This window comes from Sphingobium sp. TCM1, from assembly GCF_001650725.1.
GTDB lineage: Bacteria > Pseudomonadota > Alphaproteobacteria > Sphingomonadales > Sphingomonadaceae > Sphingobium.
Map to the genome: position 1 here is coordinate 66940 of NZ_LXVX01000002.1, position 17419 is coordinate 84358.

At 67.0% G+C, this 17419-nt stretch carries 16 protein-coding genes; 1 reads left to right on the forward strand and 15 read right to left on the reverse strand.

Translation table 11 applies throughout. From position 1 onward, the window contains the following. Window positions 1–35: 35 nt before the first annotated feature. The 13 genes from A7Q26_RS01420 to A7Q26_RS01480 form a co-directional block, all read right to left on the reverse strand. The gene (locus tag A7Q26_RS01420; RefSeq protein WP_066855525.1) at window positions 36–779 is read right to left on the reverse strand and encodes a prepilin peptidase; all 744 of its coding nucleotides are present in this window, start codon (window positions 777–779) and stop codon (window positions 36–38) included. Continuing rightward, a complete protein-coding gene (gene gspN / locus A7Q26_RS01425) occupies window positions 776–1498 on the reverse strand; it encodes a type II secretion system protein N (RefSeq protein ID WP_066855528.1) in 723 nt (240 codons plus the stop codon). Before gspN ends, A7Q26_RS01420 begins: the two co-directional genes overlap by 4 nt. Then, window positions 1495–1983 (reverse strand): type II secretion system protein GspM, encoded by a 489-nt coding sequence (gspM, locus tag A7Q26_RS01430; protein WP_066855531.1) that lies wholly within the window; start codon window positions 1981–1983, stop codon window positions 1495–1497. The genes gspN and gspM overlap by 4 nt, the downstream gene beginning before the upstream one ends. Continuing rightward, complete coding sequence (gene gspL / locus A7Q26_RS01435; protein ID WP_066855534.1) at window positions 1980–3098, reverse strand: type II secretion system protein GspL; 1119 nt, start codon at window positions 3096–3098, stop codon at window positions 1980–1982. Before gspL ends, gspM begins: the two co-directional genes overlap by 4 nt. Then, window positions 3095–4084, reverse strand: a complete 990-nt coding sequence (gene gspK, locus A7Q26_RS01440) for a type II secretion system minor pseudopilin GspK (protein ID WP_066855537.1) — start codon at window positions 4082–4084, stop codon at window positions 3095–3097. Before gspK ends, gspL begins: the two co-directional genes overlap by 4 nt. Continuing rightward, the gene (gene gspJ, locus A7Q26_RS01445; protein ID WP_269747214.1) at window positions 4077–4820 is read right to left on the reverse strand and encodes a type II secretion system minor pseudopilin GspJ; all 744 of its coding nucleotides are present in this window, start codon (window positions 4818–4820) and stop codon (window positions 4077–4079) included. The genes gspK and gspJ overlap by 8 nt, the downstream gene beginning before the upstream one ends. Then, window positions 4817–5221 (reverse strand): type II secretion system minor pseudopilin GspI, encoded by a 405-nt coding sequence (gene gspI, locus A7Q26_RS01450; RefSeq protein ID WP_084438938.1) that lies wholly within the window; start codon window positions 5219–5221, stop codon window positions 4817–4819. The genes gspJ and gspI overlap by 4 nt, the downstream gene beginning before the upstream one ends. After that, window positions 5214–5660 (reverse strand): GspH/FimT family pseudopilin, encoded by a 447-nt coding sequence (locus A7Q26_RS01455; protein WP_157102427.1) that lies wholly within the window; start codon window positions 5658–5660, stop codon window positions 5214–5216. Before A7Q26_RS01455 ends, gspI begins: the two co-directional genes overlap by 8 nt. 115 nt (window positions 5661–5775) lie before the next feature. Beyond that, complete coding sequence (gene gspG, locus A7Q26_RS01460) at window positions 5776–6243, reverse strand: type II secretion system major pseudopilin GspG (protein ID WP_066856229.1); 468 nt, start codon at window positions 6241–6243, stop codon at window positions 5776–5778. Window positions 6244–6410: 167 nt separating this feature from the next. Continuing rightward, window positions 6411–7628 (reverse strand): type II secretion system inner membrane protein GspF, encoded by a 1218-nt coding sequence (gene gspF / locus A7Q26_RS01465; RefSeq protein WP_066855543.1) that lies wholly within the window; start codon window positions 7626–7628, stop codon window positions 6411–6413. Continuing rightward, the gene (gene gspE, locus A7Q26_RS01470) at window positions 7621–9162 is read right to left on the reverse strand and encodes a type II secretion system ATPase GspE (protein ID WP_066855546.1); all 1542 of its coding nucleotides are present in this window, start codon (window positions 9160–9162) and stop codon (window positions 7621–7623) included. The genes gspF and gspE overlap by 8 nt, the downstream gene beginning before the upstream one ends. Continuing rightward, window positions 9159–11375 carry a type II secretion system secretin GspD gene (gene gspD, locus A7Q26_RS01475; protein ID WP_066855547.1) on the reverse strand — a complete coding sequence of 739 codons (2217 nt, stop codon included), beginning with the start codon at window positions 11373–11375 and terminating at the stop codon, window positions 9159–9161. Before gspD ends, gspE begins: the two co-directional genes overlap by 4 nt. Further along, window positions 11372–12214: a type II secretion system protein N gene (locus tag A7Q26_RS01480; RefSeq protein ID WP_066855548.1), complete on the reverse strand. Its 843-nt coding sequence runs from the start codon at window positions 12212–12214 to the stop codon at window positions 11372–11374. Before A7Q26_RS01480 ends, gspD begins: the two co-directional genes overlap by 4 nt. A 186-nt stretch (window positions 12215–12400) precedes the next feature. Between A7Q26_RS01480 and A7Q26_RS01485 the strand changes: the two genes are divergently transcribed. Then, window positions 12401–13051 (forward strand): prolyl hydroxylase family protein, encoded by a 651-nt coding sequence (locus tag A7Q26_RS01485; protein WP_066855551.1) that lies wholly within the window; start codon window positions 12401–12403, stop codon window positions 13049–13051. A gap of 6 nt (window positions 13052–13057) precedes the next feature. Here A7Q26_RS01485 and A7Q26_RS01490 read toward each other — a convergent pair whose 3' ends face one another. Next, window positions 13058–14488: a CYTH and CHAD domain-containing protein gene (locus A7Q26_RS01490; RefSeq protein ID WP_066855554.1), complete on the reverse strand. Its 1431-nt coding sequence runs from the start codon at window positions 14486–14488 to the stop codon at window positions 13058–13060. Between the two features lie 150 nt (window positions 14489–14638). Further along, window positions 14639–17347 carry a TonB-dependent receptor domain-containing protein gene (locus A7Q26_RS01495; RefSeq protein WP_066855557.1) on the reverse strand — a complete coding sequence of 903 codons (2709 nt, stop codon included), beginning with the start codon at window positions 17345–17347 and terminating at the stop codon, window positions 14639–14641. Window positions 17348–17419: the final 72 nt, after the last annotated feature.

Genomic DNA, 17419 nt, shown 5'->3' on the forward strand with positions numbered 1-17419 from the left:
TGCGGCTTAAGTACGAACTCTGTCTCCCCGACCACTCACATCATCAGGCGCGAAGCGACCAGCCAGCCGGGCAGCGCTGCGCCGGCCAGGAAAGTGCCGAGCGGTACGCGCGCCGTGGCCTGCCGCGCCCGCCCCGACACCAGCATGACCGCCAGTCCGACCGACGACGCGATCAGAAGGATGAAGGGCAGCGCCTGCCATCCGAACCAGGCGCCCAGCGCGCCCAGCAGCTTGGCGTCGCCCAGCCCCAGGCCGTCCCGCCCCCGCAGCGCCCGATAGCCGAGCGCGATGGCCAGCAACAGGCCATAGCCGATCGCCGCACCGATGATCCGGTCGGCCAGAATCACGTCGGTCGACCAGAGTCCCAGCGTCAGGCCCAAAAAGGCGAGCGGCATCGTCAGCGCATCGGGGAGCCAGAAATGGCGCCAATCGAGAATCGCCAGGGTCAGCAGCACCCAGCCGCCGCACATCCAGCCGATCCCGCCCGGATCCGGCCTGAAACCCAATGCCAAAGCTCCGATTATCGCACAGCCCGCCTCCACCCGCCCATGCAGCGGATCGATCCGCGCGCCGCAGGTCCGGCAGCGGCCGCCGCTCAGCAGCGCACTGACCATCGGTACCAGATCGCTGGCAGTCAGCGTCCGGCCGCACCCGTCACAGGCGGAGCGCCCGCGCATGACACTGCGCCCCTGCGGCCAGCGCAGGATCAGGGTCGCCAGGAAACTGCCGATGATCGCGCCGGCCAGCGCGCCGATCAACGCCGCTACCGGCTGGATCACAGCGTGCCTTCGACCTTCAGCACCTGGGCATTGCCTACGCTGGCGAAACCGGCCTGACCCAGCGCGCCGGTCAGGGCGGGATCGGCGGTTTCGACCCGCATTTCCGCAGTATATCGGCCCGATCGCCAGATACGCAGATTGATTTTCTCCAGGCCGGACTGGCTGACCAGCGCCAGGAGCAGCGCATCGCCGTCACACGCCACCGCGCCCGACAGCCCCTGGCTGAGGTTCAGCCCCGGAAACTGCCCGGCCATGCGCGCGCGGACCCGCCCTTCGGCATGGCCGCACCGGTCGCCGCGATAATAAGCGCTGACATCGTCCAGCATCAGGCCGCCGACCGGCAGCGGCGCAAAACTGCGGCCCAGGGGCACCGCGCCGGTCACGTCGTCCACGCCGACCCGGCCGAAGCCGACCGTCAACGCCCCCTTGATATCGTCGGCCAGCCCCTGGCTTCGGGCGATGTCGAAGCGGGCGCGGCCCACCAGCAGAGAGACGGGCGAAAGACCCGCCCGCACGCTGCCCATAGGCATATCGCCGAGCATCAGCTGCTCGATCCGCCCGTTCCACACCGTGCCCCGCACGTCCCGCGCGGCGACGCCCAGCCGCTCAAGCCCGGCAAGGCCGAGCGCGACGCGCATCGGCAGAAACAGCAGAAGTCCGACGAGCAGGACCAGGATCAGTACAATCCGGCTGCGGCGCGACAGATGGAGGCCCATCATTGCCCCTCCCCCCGCACCAGCACCGCCTGCACCGACACGCTGCCAACCGTGGGCGACGGGCGCGCACTCATCGTTTCCACGCGCACGCCCTGCGCCTCGAGCTGCGACAGCCAGGAAAGAAGCGCGATCGGCCGGACCGATGCGATGGCGATGTCCATCCGGTCATTGCCCTGCGCCTGTGCACGCTCCAGCGTCAGCCCGGCCTCGCCGGCGCCCTGGCCGACAAACTGGTCTAGCGGGGTTGCCGGACCGCTGTTCACAGGCGTGCGGGGCAGCGCCTTCAACTGCTTCACCGCCGCACGGATGGCGGCATTGCGATCGGTCGCTTCGGCCATGGAGTCTCGCGCGCTCCTCTGCGCGCGATCGAGCGGCATGGCGACCCCGAACCACAGGATCACCCCGGCCAGCAGCACGAACATGACGCCCAGCAGATAGTGTTCGCGGGCGGAACGCTCCGCCCAGTAAGTGGCTATTCGTTCCATCATGACCGCACCGTGATGTCCGCCAGCGTCCGCCCGCCCGGATCCTGCGACGGCGTGGCCGTGATCGTGAAGCCGGACGCCTGCAACGCCAGCAAGACTATGTTGATGTCATCCGACCTGGCCGCCGCCAGCGTCGCGCGAACCATGCCGTCGGGGTCACGCGACAGGCTGGTCAGCGCGACGCCCGGCGCGTCCTGCATTGCGGCGAGAAGGCCCGAAACCGGCGCGGTGAAGGCGCGGCCCCCTGCACCGCGCGCGGCCAGCCTCGCTTCCATCTCGACCTGCGCCTGCGCGGCATCGGTGGCGTTGGGCAGTACCTGCTGCGCCAGGGCCAGGCTTTCCCCGTCGAGCCTGCTCGCCTCCATATGCTGGCGGGCGATCGTGACGAGCGCGATCAGCAGGCTGACCAGCAGGAGCAGCCCGCTCCACAGCGCGATGCGACCGATCGCCATGCGGTCGACCGCACGCCGCACCCGCTTGGCAAACTCGCCCTGTCGCAGATCGAGCGGCGGCGCATCGAGCGCGGCGATCGCGCGGCCCTCGATCGCCCCCGGATCGGCGTCTACGATGGGCGCATCGCCGATCAGTTCGGGCAAGGCCATGTCGGCGGGCAGCGCCATGTCCACGCCGCGCAGCATTGCGTTCCCGCCCACCACGCCACGGGTCAGCCCCTTGTCCGGCTCCGGCAACAGCAGTGGCGCAGGGACGATGATGTCCGGGTCCAGGCCATGATGCTGCGCCCAGAGCAACCAGTGCTGCATGTCGGCGCGGCTGGCGACCGCCACCACATGCGGCCGCGCCGGATCGTCATTCTCGTCGGTCGCGGCGAACAGCTGGTCGGCCGGCAGCAGTCCTGCCGCCAGCGCGGTCAGTCGCGATGCCGCCCGCCCCTGCCGCGCGGGCAGGTCGGGATGGGCTATCCAGTGCAACGTCACCAGCGCGGCCGGCGGCACCAGCAGCACGCGAGCCTGCTCCGGCAGCGCGGCGATCCCGCACGCAGCGAGCCAGTTTGCGCCTTCGCCCGTCCGGACCGGCGCGCCATCCACCACCCGCGTCCAGCGCGCGGGCGCGGTTTCCGCCTCGGGCAGAAAGACGATCAGGGCATCGCGGCTGCTCATGCACCTGCCCCCCAACTGCGCCGCACCAATATCGCCGGGCTTTGCCGCGCGTCGATCAGCGCCCGCTCCACCAGTTGCGTTCCCCCGACATCCACAGAAACCTCTACTCCGAAAAATCCTGTCGTCATTTTGACCTGTTCCGACACTTCGGTCATCGGCGACAGGCCGGCGAGCGAAGGCAAGGCCCAGAATTGCACCGTCCCGCCGTAGCCGTCCGCAGGCCGCTGCGCCAGCAATTGCCGTGCCTGCGCGACGCTCATTTCCCCTGGCAACAGCATGGCGACGAGCGGCGCCTGATCGGGCAGCAGCGTATTGATGTTGATCGGCGACAAATCCGTGACCGGCAGCGCGCATATCCAGGGTTTGACCAGATCATAGATGGCGGGCGTGATCCCCGCCACCGCCCGCAACTCGCTGGGATCGACCATCATGCGGTTCGCCACGCGATAGGGACGCTCGGCCTGCGCATAAAGATCATCCTCCGCTCCGCCCGGCTGCGGCACGGCATCGCTGTCAATCCAGTCGGCAAGACTGGCGGACGCCGCCTGCGCCTGCCGCGCGTCGACGCCCAGCGCCTGGAGCAGCGCCTGGAACTGGGTGACGCCGATGGGGCGGACCTGAAGCGCGGCCTCATTCTCGCCGCTAACCACGCTGTTGAGGTTGAAGCAGTTGCTGCCGTCGGTGACGCGCGCGGTCGCAACGCCGCCGGGCACCGGGATCGCCTGCGGCGCGCCCATCCATCCCCCCGCCAGCGTCATCTTCGTGGGATTGGACGCGACCAGATCGCCGATCCGCAGCCGGGCGATCTCGGTCCCCGCATCGGCATAGGCCCGCGCTTGGTCGACCGCGCCGCCATTGCCCGTCATGCGCGTGGCCAGCGCCAGCCGCTCCAGCGCGCCGGCGGCGACCACCGCCATCACCGCCACCAGCAGCAGCACGGTCAGCAGCGCTGCGCCCGCCTCGGCTTTCCTGCGGGGATCAGGCACCGCCCGCTCCTGCCGTTTCGGCGGGCTTTTCCGCCGGACCGGGCGCGACGAGGAACTGCAGCGTCACCGCCGGCTCGCCGGTGCGCGTCACGCTCATCTCCACCGCTTTCGGCAGCAGGTCGGGCTGAGTCGGCGTCCAGTCTTCGCGCCATTCGCCCTGGGCGTCGCGAAACCGCAGCGTCACCGCCTCGACATTCTCCAGCAGCGCGGCGGGATCATCGCCCGCCGCCCCATCCAGTTGCGCGTAGGTCCGCCGCTCCAGCCGCCCCTGGCGCACCCAATATTCGACTTTCTGCAAGGAAGGACGCGGCAGATCGCCCAGATTGTCCCAGCCGCCGCGAACGAACTGCATCACCGGCTGGCCTTCGCCACCGTCATGCGCCCAGAAAGCCGGCGCAAGCGTCCCCGCCTCGGTCCGGGTGATGCGTGGCACCGCCTGACCCAGATCGCCGGCCAGCGCCCCGCCGGCACGCTGCACCGCCGCCATGTCGTCCAACCGCGCCTTGACCTGCGCCTGCGCGGACACGCTGTTGCCCAGCAGCAGTACGCCGGCCGCCGCCAGCATGGCGAAGATCATGAACGCGACGAGCAGTTCGATCAGCGTGAAGCCCTGTTGGGCGGAACGGGGGGAAGCCGTGAAGCCCTGTTGGGCGGAACGCGCGGAAGGCGTCTTTTCGTCGCTTCCGTTCGTTTCCAGCGAAGCCAACGGAACAGGTGACCGGTCGATGCCCATCACTCGACCACCCGGATGAAGCTCAAGACCACGGGCGAGGCGCCCGGCTGGCCGTCGATGGTCAGGTCGACCTGCAACAGACGCTTGTCGTCCGTGGCCCTCACGCTGCGGCTCCAGTGCCAACGCCGACCGCCATTTTCGACCTCGCCATCCTCCTCGCCGATCGAAGGCGGCGCGGGGTCCGTCTGCGCCTCGACCATCAGGTTGCGCGCGACGATCTGGCCCAGCGCCTTGCTGTCGAGGTCCGCCGCCGTCCGCAGCGTTACGCCCTGCAAGCGTACCAGTGCCAGCGCGGCCAGGCTGAACACTGCCAGGGCGACCAGCATTTCGAGCAGCGTGAAGCCGTGTTCGGCGGAAGTCCGTAAGGGGGGCAAACCCGCGTCGCTCTTGTCGCCTCTAGCCACCGACCATGACCTTCCCCGCCATGTCGATGGTCACGGACACACGCTCGCCCTCGCGCGCCAGCGTCACGGTCAGCGGATCAGTGGGAAGGCCGGTGCCGTCAAACGCGATCTGCTGGCGCCCGTCCTTGCCCACCAGTGCGCGCGTGCCGCTTTTCCAGTTGGCGGTGCCAAAGGGCTTGTCCTCTATCTCCGCCCACTGGCCGCCCTCGCGGCGCTGGAAGCCATAGCCGGAGGCGGACACCCAAAGCCCCATGGGGCGTGCGGTGACGACCGCTTCGTCGCGCGCGGCGGCGACGCGCGCGGCGAAGCGGTCGGCATCCTCGATCACCCGGCCACGCGGGTCGGGGATGGCAAGTATGACGGCAGCCGAAATGAAGCCGATGATCGTCAGCACGACCATCAGTTCCAACAGCGTGAAGCCTTGTTGAGCGGAACGCACCGCAAGCGTGAAGCTCTGCTGGGCAGAACGTCCCAAAAGCGTGACGCCGCGCCCGCTGGCACGCGAGCGCGTCCCCGCGAAGGCAGCGCCCCGCCGCCCCATGCGTCGCCTCGCTTCAGAGTTCGCTGGAGAAGATGTCCGCATTCTCATTCTCGCCACCCGGCTGGCCATCGGCGCCCAGCGAGCTGATGTCGAACGCGCCCCGGCGCCCCGGCACGTTGTAGAGATAGGCGCGACCCCACGGATCGTCAGGCAGCTTCTTGATATAGCCGCCGCGCCGGTAGCGCTGGGGCTGGGCCAGCGATGCCGGCGGGTTGAGCAGCGCCTGCAAGCCGTCGCTCGCTGCCGGATAGGTCAGATTGTCGAGCCGATATTGCTCCAGCGCCTGCTCGATGGTCGAAATATCAGCCTTGGCCTTCTCGATCCGGGCGGTGTCGGTCGCGGGAATGACGTTGATCGCCACGATCGTCGCCAACAGGCCGATGATGACGATCACGACCATCAGTTCGACCAGAGTGAAGCCGTGTTCGGCGGAACGCTTCGAAAATGTGAAGCCGTGTTCGGCGGAACGCCTCGAAGACATGAGGCCGATTTCGGCGGAACGCCTCACGCGGGTGAAACCAGCTTCACCGGACCTCTTGTCACCGTTCGTCCTCAGGCTGTCGAAGGGCCTCACTTTCTTATCGAAGAAGGAAAGGGCTTCGGCAAGCTCGGCCCGAAGGGATTTTCGTTTGAACATATTCAACTCCTTCAAGCCCCGGTCAGGCTTTGCAGCTGCAAGATCGGCAGCAGGATGGACAGGATGATGACGGCGACGATGCCGCCCATCAGTATGATGATCACCGGCTCCAGCATCGCAAGCGCTGTGGAGGTGAAGCTGTCAAATTCGCGCTCCAGATAGTCGGCGGCGCGTTCCAGCATCGTATCGAGCCGCCCCGCGCTTTCGCCGCTCGCCGCCAGATAGACAAGCAGGGGCGGAAAGACGCCCGCCCGGCGCAGCGCCGCCGACAGGCTGCCACCGCCCCGGATCGCCTCGACAATCTCGTCCGACGCCTTGCGCAGAACGCGATTATGCACGGTGTTGGCAGTCAGCGACAGGCCTTCCATCAACGGCAGGCGGCTCGCCACCATGGTGGAAAGCGTCCGCGCCATTCGCGCGGCATGTAAGTCGCGAATCAACCGCCCCAGCAGGGGCAGGCCCAGCAGCATCGCATCGAAACGATAGCGGAAACTCTCGACCTTCATCGCGCGCCAGAACCCGGCTCCGGCCAGCAGCAGCAGGATCAGCAGCAGCCACCAATAGCCGGCGAGGAAAGCCGACACGCCCATCACCAGCCGAGTCAGCAACGGCAGTTCCTGGCCGACAGTATCGAACTGCTCGACCACCTTGGGCACGACGAAGATCATCAGCGCGGCCACCACGCAGACGGCAAAGGCCGCCAGGACGGAGGGATAGGCGATGGCGGTCAGCACCTTGGACCGAATCACCGCCTGCCGTTCCATCAGGTCGGACAGGCGCTCCATGATCGTCGGCAGGCTGCCAGAGCTTTCGCCGGCCGAGATCATCGCCCGATAGAGGGGCGGAAAGCTCTTCGGCTCCGCGCCCAGCGCATCGGCCAGCCGCCGCCCCTCCAGCACGCCCGAATGCACCTTGCCCACGATCGCGCGGACATGGGCCTGTTCGCTCTGGCGGCCAATCGTCCGCAGCGATTCCTCCAGCGGGCTGACCTGGATCAGCGTCGACAGCTGGCGGGTGAAGAGAGTCAGTTCCTTGGCGCTGAGGCGCGGCGCCCGCAGCGACAGGCCCGCGCGCTTGCGCGCCGCCTCGACCGCGCCCGGCTCCAGCCGCACGACGAACAGCTTGCGCGCGTCCAGCCTGGCGCGCGCATCGTCGATCGTCTCGGCCCTGATCGCTCCCTTGCGCTCCTTGCCCGCCGGGTCGATCGCTACATAGTCGAAATCAGCCATCGGTGATGGTTTCCACCTCGGTCGCGTCGCGGCGCGACACGCGGATGGCTTCTTCCGCCGTGGTCTGGCCGTCGCGCACCAGCGCGCGCGCCGCCGACCCCAGGTTCGGCGCGTTCAGGAAGGCATGGCGCGCGATCAGCGATTCATCGCCACCGTCGTTGATCAGGCGGCGGATCGTGTCGTCGACGCGGATGGCCTCGAATACGCCGATCCGCCCCTTGTAGCCGGTGCCGCTGCACTGGTCGCAGCCACGCGCCCTGTAGATGATGGTGCCCGGATCGAAGCCCAGCAGCGCACTGGCCGACTTGTCCGCCTGCACCGGCTCGCGACAATGCTGGCAGAGGCGGCGCACCAGCCGCTGCGCGATCACCGCGCGCAAGGTGGACGCCAGCAGGAATGGCTCGACCCGCATGTCCCGCATCCGGGTAATCGCGCCGACGGCATCATTGGTATGCACGGTGGACAGCACCAGATGCCCCGTCAGCGACGCCTGCACCGCGATCTCGGCCGTCTCCCGGTCGCGGATTTCGCCGACCATCACCACGTCCGGGTCCTGGCGCAGGATGGCGCGGAGCCCCGCCGCGAAGGTCAGGCCGACCTTGGCGTTGACCTGCGTCTGGCCGACACCCTCGATCGCATATTCGACCGGGTCTTCCACCGTCAGGATATTGCGCGACCCATCGTTCAGCTGGCGCAGGCCCGCATAGAGCGTCGTCGTCTTGCCCGAACCGGTCGGACCGGTGACCAGGATGATGCCGTTCGGCTCGCTCAACCCTTCGCGGAAGATGCGATCGGGCGCGCCGGTCATGCCCAGCAGATCCAGGTTCATGCCCGCATTCTCCTTGTCGAGAATACGCAGCACCACCCGTTCGCCCGCCCGGCTCGGCAGGGTCGAAACACGCACGTCGAGCAGCTTCCCGCCCAGGGTCAGGCCGATGCGTCCGTCCTGCGGCACACGCCGCTCGGCAATGTCCAGCCGCGCCATCACCTTGATGCGGCTGACCACCACCGGCGCAACGTGCGGCGGCATCCGCAGCGTCTCGCGCAGCACACCGTCGATCCGCATCCGCACGACCAGACCCGTCTCATAGGGCTCGATATGAATGTCCGACACGCCCTGCCGCGCGGCCTCGGCGATGATGCCGTTGATCAGGCGGATGGCCGGGGCATCGTCCGCGCTGTCGAGCAGGTCGTCGGCGGTCGGAATATCGGCGGCCAATATGTCCAGTTCGTCCGCGCCGACCTCCAGCGATCCCGCCATCGCCGCCGCGCTGCCTTCCATCGCATAATGGTCGGACAGGTGGCGGTCGAACTGCGCAGCCTCGACGAAACGCACGTCGAAACTGCGCGCCAGATGCCGCCGCACTTCCAGCAGGACACGCGGGTCGCTGCCCTCGCGCACTGCGATGGTCAGCCGGTCGTCCTCGGGCGGCAGCAGCACGACGCCATGCTTGCGCGCGAAGCTGTAGGGAATGTCGATCGGACGCGGCGGGATGACCGGGGAAATAACTTCGCCCTGATCCGTGTCGCTCACTTCTTTTCTCCGCCTGGCGGTATCTCGACCGGCCGCACGACGCCGCTCGACTGGCGGACAGTCGGCTCGATGACCTGCGGCGCCGTGGCGGCCGGCTGCACCACCGCATCGCCCGGCAGTGGCGCGGCGATCGGCGGGGCGGCGCCCATATAGTCGCGCACCAGTTCGTCGATCGTCGGCTCCGCATCGGGATCGCGCTGCAACTGCATCCCGCGAATATAGCCATAGCGCTGCTGCGTCAGCTTCTGCGCATCCTCCTTGGACCGCAGTATCGTGGGCCGGATGAAGACCATGAGGTTGGTCTTGGTCCGGCTCTTGCTGCGCGACTTGAACAATTCGCCAAGGCCGGGAATGTCCGACAGCAGCGGGATGCGCTCGATCGTCTTGCGCTCATTATCGTCCAGCAGCCCGCCCAGCGCGAGGATTTCGCCATCGTCGACCGTCACGGTCGTCTCGATCTCGCGCTTGTTGATGATGAGGTCGCTGTTGCTGTTCGAAACCGGCCCGGCGACGCTCGACACTTCCTGCTTCAGGAACAGCTTGATCGCGCCGCCCGTATTGATCTGCGGCTTCACCTCCAGCTTGATGCCGACATCCTGCCGCTGCACGGTCCGGAACTGATTGTCGAAATTCTGGCTCAGCGCCTCGCCGGTCGTGATCGGCACCTGCTGGCCCACAAGGATCGAAGCCTTCTGGTTATCCAGCGTCATGACGGACGGCGTGGACAGCAGGTTGCTTTCCGTGTCGGACTTTACCGCATTGATGATGGCGCCGAAAATGCCGTTGCCGCCGATGCTGCCGCCCAGCCCCGCGATCGCGCCGGTCGCGCTTTGCAGACTGCTGACCGCCGCCTGCTGGAGCGTGCTGGCGAGATCGCTGTTGGTCTGCGTCTCGGTCGTCGTGGTGGAGCCGTCGGCCGCCACCACCGTCGTTTTGGTCGTGCCCAGCCGGTCGGCCGCCACCGCCCCCGCCAGTGTCAGCAGATTGGGCGAGGCGTTGCTGTAATTGGTCGCGGCAAAGCCGGTCGACGTGCTGCCGATCAGGAACTGGACGCCCAGCTTCTTGGCGGCGGCGTCGCTGATCTCGACGATGATCGCTTCCACCAGCACCTGCTCGCGACGGGTGTCGATCTGGCGGATCGTCTCGCCCAGCATCCGCTGCACGTCGCTGTTGGCGGCGACGATGATGGCGTTGGCGCCTTCATAGCGGGTGACGATCGCCGGGCCACGCGTCGAAATGCCGCTGCCGGATGATGACGATGAGGAGGAGGATGGCGCCGCCACCGCGACCGCCGCCTGCGATGCGGGTGCAGCCCCCTGCCCGCCCGCCGCCGGGGTGGACGCCGTCACCGGCTGGCTGCTCGACTGGCCGATCAGTTGCTGCAACACCGGCAGCAGCTTTTCCGCGTCGGCATGTTCCAGCCAGTAGACGCGGATTTCGGTTCCGCTCGCAGCCTGCCGGTCCAGTTCGCGCGCCATGTTGGCCAGCCGCGCGACGGTGTTGGCGTCACCCCGGATCGCCACCGCATTGCTGCTGTCGATCGGCACCACCGTCGCGGCGGCGGGCGCGGCATTCTCGCCGCTGCCGCCGCTGCCGACCAGCGCCTGGAGCGAGGTCGCGATCTCGCGCGCGCCGGCATTTCTGAGCGTCACCATCTGCGTCGCTGCCGTATCGCGATCGATCCGGGCGATCACCTGGCGGATGCGCGCGATATTGTCGGCATAGTCGGCCACGACCACGCTGTTGCCGGCCCGGTTGGCCGTGACCGACCCGTCCTTGCTGACCAGGGGGCGCAGCGTTTCCAGCGCGCTCGCCGCGTCGATCGAGCGCAGGCGGAAAACTTCGGTGACGAAGCTGTTGCGGTTCGCAGCCCTGCCTACGCCGCTCGGCTGGCCCGCCGCGCCGTCCGCCGGCTGGATGCGATAGGCGCCGCCCGGCGCCGGCACCGCGACCAGGCCATTGGCGCGCAGGGTCGACAGGAAAATCTCGAAATATTCGGATCGGCTCAACGGCCGGTCGGTCACGACCGACACCTTCCCCTGCACCCGATTGTCGATGATGAAGGTGCGGCCGGTGACGCGCGCCGCATCCTGGATGAAGGCTCGGATGTCGGCGTCACGCACGTTGAGCGTCTGTTGCGCCAGCACGGGCGTGGCGATGGGCGCAGCAAGGGCAAGGGCCATGGCGGCAGAGAGGAGGAGTTTTCGGGTCATTGGCCTTGCACTATGATGTTGACGGAGGCGACGGCGGCGCCGCGCTCGACGGTCAGGGCAAGCCGCGCGCCAGGCGCGATCCTGCTCTGGATATTCTGCATGGTGGCGACGGGCTGGCCATCGACCTGGGTCACGATGTCGCCCGGCTTGAAACCGGCATTGGCGAAGGCCGGTCCCCTGGACAGGACGGCCAGTCCGGTCACGCGGCCATTCTGCATCCGGGGGACAAAGCCGATGTCGCGCTTCAGGCTGTCGGCCGTGGGCGCATCCACGCCGGGAGGCGCGGGCGGTGGCGGCGCGGCGCTCTGCCAGCCTTCGCCCGATGCCGGGACAGGCGTCGCTGCGGAGGGCGCAGGGATCGACTGGTCGAGGAAGACCTGCTCCGCCGCGCCGCCCCGGTCGATCGTCACATGGTCGAAGGCAACCGCCTTCAACACCACGCCGGGCAATATCTCGTCGCCGACCGCAAAGCTGTTCTGCACGCCGTCGGGTGTCGCGATGATCGCCGATCCCAGTCCCGATCCTTCATTGAGGCGGATGCCGTAGACGGTCAGCGCCAGCGAAGTGACGACGACGCCGCCCGCCTGCTGCGGCGCATCGGACCGGAAAAAGGGATCGAAACTGGCGAACAGGGCCGTCCGCGCGCTGGACGAAAGAAGCTGTGCCTGCCGGCCTTCCCAAAGGCCGAAACTGCCGACCGGCGTCAACAGCACCCAGATGAACCGCACGACCTGCAACGCCAGCAGCGCAAGCAACGCGCGCTCTCCCAGCTTCAGCCAGTCGATCGACGGCACGCCTGTTTTCAGGCCCCGGACTTTGTCGCCAAACGGCACGCGCATGATATTGGATCGCCCCCTCGAAGTCCCGCCTGCCTGCTAGGCACATCTTCTTACTCTGAAATGACACTTATGTGACCATAATATGACAGGCAGGACGACAAGGAAGGATGCTTGCATTTCGTGCCGTCAACGATAGCTAGGCGGCGAATTGTGCCAGAGGCGCGCCGCATTCATGCGAGGTCCGTCATGTCCGATATTTCCGATCATCCCAGGGCCGCCGATGCCGATCCGGCGTGGATCGCGGGGCATCCCCGCGTGCAGAAGCTGCCCAGCCGCGACCTCACCCTGTTCATCCAGCGCCAGTTCCTCTCGGCGGAGGAATGCGCCGCGCTGGTCGATCGGATCGAAGCGGACCGCCGTCCCTCGACGATCGCTGACGCCAATGGCGACGGCTATTTCCGCACGAGCGAAACCTGCGACCTCGACCCGGCCGATGCCTTCGTCGCCGCGATCGACGCCAAGCTGGCCGCGTTCGCCGGCGTAGACCCGATTTTCGGCGAACCGATCCAGGGCCAGCGCTACGCCGTCGGGCAGGAGTTCAAGGCCCATACGGACTATTTCGACCCCAAGGGCGCGGACTTCGCCAGATATTGCTCGGTGGCGGGCAATCGCACCTGGACGCTGATGGTCTATCTCAACCAACCGGCGGCCGGCGGCGCGACGCGCTTCCCCAAGGTCGGCAAGACGGTCCAGCCCGAAACCGGCAAGCTGCTCGCCTGGAACAACCGGATCGCGCCGGGCGAGCCCAATCCCGCCAGCCTGCACCACGGCATGAAGGTGCGCAGCGGCGTCAAGCATGTCATCACCAAATGGTATCGGGAAAAGCCCTGGGGCTGAATGGGATCAGGTCCAGAATTTGCGGACGTCGGCCAGTTCGGCATGGGCTTCGGCCGCGTCGGCCAGCAGCTTCTTCCTGTCCCGCAGACCCAGGGGGGTGGTCGGCGCGAGGCCGTGATGGGCCAGCAATGGCGGGGCCGTCGCCAGATCATTGAGATCGCCCAGATGCTTCTGCAACCGCTCCAGCGCGGTTACAAATTTGCGATGGCGCCGTTTTTGTCCACCCTTTGGAAATAGATCGGCCAGAAATTCCGTACCATAGCGAAGTTTCTTCGCATTTTTTCGAACTTCGTGCCGGGCGGCGTCCGGCAGATTTTCCATGTGCCGTCCGCCCTTCACCACCCGCTTGCGCAACCGCCGCAGCCGCGCTGCGGCCAGATCGGCTGCCGGTCTTTCCGCTTCCCCGCCACACCCCGCGCCCAGCGCCAGCCATTCGACCAGGTCGAGCAACAATATCCGCACCCGCGCGGAATGAAGCCATTGCCCGACACGGACATGCGCCGCCTGCCGCGCCACCTCCAGCATATTCCTCGCCGCCTCATCCTCGATCCGCTCGGCCAGCACGTCCAGATCGCGCGCTTCCCCCAGCATCCCCGCCAGCCAGCGCAATTCCCCCTGAAATCGGAGCAGGTCGGTTTCCAGCAGGACCGGCTTGAACAAGGCCAGCGCCGTGCGCAGGCGCCTGACCGCGACCCGCGCCTGATGCAGCGCCCGGGGATCATATTGCTCCAGCAGCAGCGTCTCGTTCAGGCGATAGTGGCGCAGGCACGCCTGAGCGATGTGCAGGAAGGCTTCGCCCGCCCGCATCATGGGGTCGAGCCGCACGGGTTCGGCCCGGTAGGCATCGGGTATCGCGTCGCGCAGCTGATAGCCGCGATCGGACTTGCTGAGTATACCGGGCCGCACCGGCACTTCGCCGTCGATCCGCCGGGCGATGCCGAACAGGACGGCGGGCGGCCCCGCCATCAGTTCCAGTTCGATCTCGCACAGCGCCGCCTCGCGCTCGCCCGCGCGCACGATGCCCCGGTCCAGCACCAGTTCGACCCGCGCCTCGCCTTCCGCCAGGATCCAGCGGGTCCGCTCGACATCCACCTCGAATGCGGGCGCGACCTGGCCCACGGCGTCGCCCAGCAGCACCGCCACCGGCGTGCGATCATCAAGCACGGGTACGCTGCCCCGCACCGGCATTTCCCATTCCCGCCGCGCGAAGAGGCCGGCAGCCGTCCCGCCATCGGCCTTCACCGTCTGGATGCGCCGCTTGCCATCTTTGCGGATACGCAGGCTCATGCCGCGCTCCGCCAGCTTGCCATCGGGCGTGTCGAAATAAACGGAGTGCAGCCGGGACACATCCTCCCGCTCCGGCAGGCCGCCCCAGCGGGACAAGGCTTCCGCCGACACCTCCGACAGGTCGAGCTTCAGTTCGATTTCGCGTCCCATGCGTCTCTCCGTCCATGACCGGGGCGAGCGCCGGGCTTGTAGCATGATGCGGGACGGAGGAACATCTATCCGGAATCGCAACGGCCGACCTGTCGAGGACAGGCCGGCCGCGGCTGGCAAGAGGGTGTCGCCACCCTCCTTATCGGGTCGTCAGAAGGCCACGGTCAGCGACGCCGCGATGGTCGTGCCGATCTTGTAGCGGTTATAGAAGACCTTGTTGCCGCCGGCTTCCTGGAACTCCTGGAACTTGCGGCCGGTGATGTTGCGGGCCTCGAACTTGAACTCGCTGTTGATGCCGCCCGGCAGGGTGACGCCCTGGCGCGCGACGAAGTCCAGCGTCAGGCCCGGCTTTTCCTTGATGTCGGGCTGAAGGTTCGGACCGCGGCTGGTGACGCGCGGGCTGGCATAGGTCAGCAGCAGGGTCTGCTGCGACAGGCGATCGGTATCCTCCAGCCCCAGTTGCAGGTTGACCAGATGGTCCGACTGGCCCGTCAGCGGCACGCCGTCCAGGAAATAGTCTGAAGCGGCGGGCAGGTCGCCCGTGGTGTAGCTATAGGGGATCGTGGTGTCCCCGTCGCTCACCTTCAGCTTGGACTGGGTGTAGGTATAGTTGCCGATCAGCGCGATCCGGCGGCTCTGAAAGAAGGACGAGTCCGACCAGCCGTCGAGCGGGATATATTTCTGGGCCTCCAGTTCGAACCCGTAAAGTGTGGCTTCCGGTGCGTTGGCGAAGCTGGTCGTCACCGCATAGGTATCGGTGATGGTGGTGTAGGTTTCGATCGGGTTCTCGATCTTCTTATAGAAGGCCGCCGCCGTCAGCCGCTCATCACGCCCCATATACCATTCGGCGCGAATGTCCGCATTCCACAGCTGACTGTCCTGCAAATAGGGGTTGCCGCGGTAGAAACGGTTGGATTCGGTGTCGAGATAGGGCTGGGCGATGAGTTCGCGGAACTGTGGCCGGGCGATCGTCTTCGACCCGCTGGCCCGGAACTGCAACCCCTTCGCCGCCTCGACGGTCACCGTCACGGCCGGCAGCCAGTAATCCTTCCTGATCTCGTTGAACGGAGTGACGCCCGTATTGTAGACGTCCAAGCCAGTCACCGACTGTTCGCCCTTTTCGTAGCGGACGCCGGCATTGATGGTCACGCCCGGAATGACCTCCGCCTGGAACTGGCCATAGCCGGCGTGGACGCGCAGCGCGGCGTCATAGACCGGATAATTGCCCGAAAATTCCAGAAGGCTGATGTCATAATATTGGATCGACACGTCCGACAGCAGATAGTCGGGACGCAGTTGCTGCACCGGGATCGACAGGTTGGTCGCGTCATAGTGCAGTTCGTAGCGGGACGAGGTACGCTTGGTGTCGGTGAAGGCATAGCCCGCCGTCAGCGTCACGTCGGGCGAGACCTTGTAGCTGAGGTCAGCCCCGGCCGACCAAAGATCCTCGTTCAGGTCGCTGAAGGTGATCGACGCGTCACCGCGCTGGCGGTTGAGCGCATTGACGAAACGGTCGCCAACCGGATCGGTCGCCGTGTCGACATTGCTGCGGACATAGACGAACTCGCGCTCATAGGGCGCCTCGCGCTGCGAATTGGCATAGCCGCCACGCATGTCGAGGCTCAGCGCATCGCTCAGCTTGAACTCGCCGACCAGTTGGGTGTCGATCAGCTGACGCTCATACCAGGCGGTATTCTGGTTCAGATAATCGGCGCCCTGGATCTGGCCGTCATTCTGCCCGATCGCCAGCGCGCTGCGCTTCAGCGTGTCGCGGATATAGAGGTTGGTCCAGCGCAGCTTCTGGTCGCCCAGTTCCAGGCCCACGCCCAGCAGGCCGTTCACCGTCACCTCATTGTCGGTGCTCACCTGCTGGAAATTCTTGCCCGCTCCGGCCGCCACGTCGAGCGAAGCCTGCTGGAGCGTGTCGCGGGTGCGCCACTTGTTGCTGTAGGATGCGGTGGCGATGATGCCCATGCGCCCGTCGCTGCCGACGTCGAACGCCGTGCCGCCATTCAGCGACGCTGAGAAGTTGAAGGGCAGGCTGTTGGTCCGCTGCACCACCGACGTGTTGCTGTTCTGGAACGACATCGCGATCGCGCGCAGGTCCGCCCGTTCCATGTTGGAAAAGGCCATGCCGCTGCCGATGGCATTCTTCAGCAGGTTCGGAACGTCACGCGTGCCATCATCGAAGCCGGTCCAGTCGGACTTGCTGCCATAATGGGTGTAGCCCAGCTGGCCCGATGTCTCGGTGTTGGCCGAGCTGCCCATGCCGATTTCCAGATAGCTTTCCGTCGGGATCGCCTTGGTCGTCAGGTTGATGACGCCGCCGCCGAATTCGCCGGGGAAATTGGCCGAAAAGCTTTTCTGCACCAGGGTCGACGCGATGACACTGGTCGGGAAGAGATCGAGCGGCACGACGCGCTTGAGCGGTTCGGGGCTGGGCAACGGCGAACCGTTGAGCAGCGCGAGCGAATAGCGATCGCCCAGGCCGCGGACATAGACATAGCCGCCCGACACGACCGACAGGCCGGTGACGCGCTGGAGCGAACCGGCGATGTCGCCCTCGCCCGTGCGCTTGATGTCGGCGGCAGACAGGACGTTCACCACCTGCGGCGCCGCCTGCGAGATGTTGGCGGTGCGACGGCCGGTGACGACGATGTCGGCGCCGGGGATCGACACATCGACATTGCCCGACTGGGCATCGGCTTCCTCGGCCGCGCTGGGCGTGCCGCTGGGCGTCGTAGGCGCGACGGCGCCGCCCGCCTGGCCGGCAGTCGTGTCGGTCTGCGCCATGGCGGCAGGCGCCGACAGGGCAGTGGAAATCAGGAGCAGGCGCGCCAGGGTCAGCGGCTTCGACATGCGATGGTCCCCCTTGGGATTATTCAGAGCAAAGAAGGCGGGGAAGCGTCGGTCAACGCTCCCCCGCCCCTG

What these genes read in the sequence shown, in the direction of transcription:
- A7Q26_RS01495 (WP_066855557.1), bottom strand. Translation starts at nt 17,347, where the DNA reads ATGTCGAAGCCGCTGACCCTGGCGCGCCTGCTCCTGATTTCCACTGCC.
- gspL (WP_066855534.1), bottom strand. Translation starts at nt 3,098, where the DNA reads ATGAGCAGCCGCGATGCCCTGATCGTCTTTCTGCCCGAGGCGGAAACC.
- A7Q26_RS01490 (WP_066855554.1), bottom strand. Translation starts at nt 14,488, where the DNA reads ATGGGACGCGAAATCGAACTGAAGCTCGACCTGTCGGAGGTGTCGGCG.
- A7Q26_RS01480 (WP_066855548.1), bottom strand. Translation starts at nt 12,214, where the DNA reads ATGCGCGTGCCGTTTGGCGACAAAGTCCGGGGCCTGAAAACAGGCGTG.
- gspM (WP_066855531.1), bottom strand. Translation starts at nt 1,983, where the DNA reads ATGATGGAACGAATAGCCACTTACTGGGCGGAGCGTTCCGCCCGCGAA.
- gspD (WP_066855547.1), bottom strand. Translation starts at nt 11,375, where the DNA reads ATGACCCGAAAACTCCTCCTCTCTGCCGCCATGGCCCTTGCCCTTGCT.
- gspG (WP_066856229.1), bottom strand. Translation starts at nt 6,243, where the DNA reads ATGTCTTCGAGGCGTTCCGCCGAACACGGCTTCACATTTTCGAAGCGT.
- A7Q26_RS01485 (WP_066855551.1), top strand. Translation starts at nt 12,401, where the DNA reads ATGTCCGATATTTCCGATCATCCCAGGGCCGCCGATGCCGATCCGGCG.
- gspN (WP_066855528.1), bottom strand. Translation starts at nt 1,498, where the DNA reads ATGATGGGCCTCCATCTGTCGCGCCGCAGCCGGATTGTACTGATCCTG.
- gspF (WP_066855543.1), bottom strand. Translation starts at nt 7,628, where the DNA reads ATGGCTGATTTCGACTATGTAGCGATCGACCCGGCGGGCAAGGAGCGC.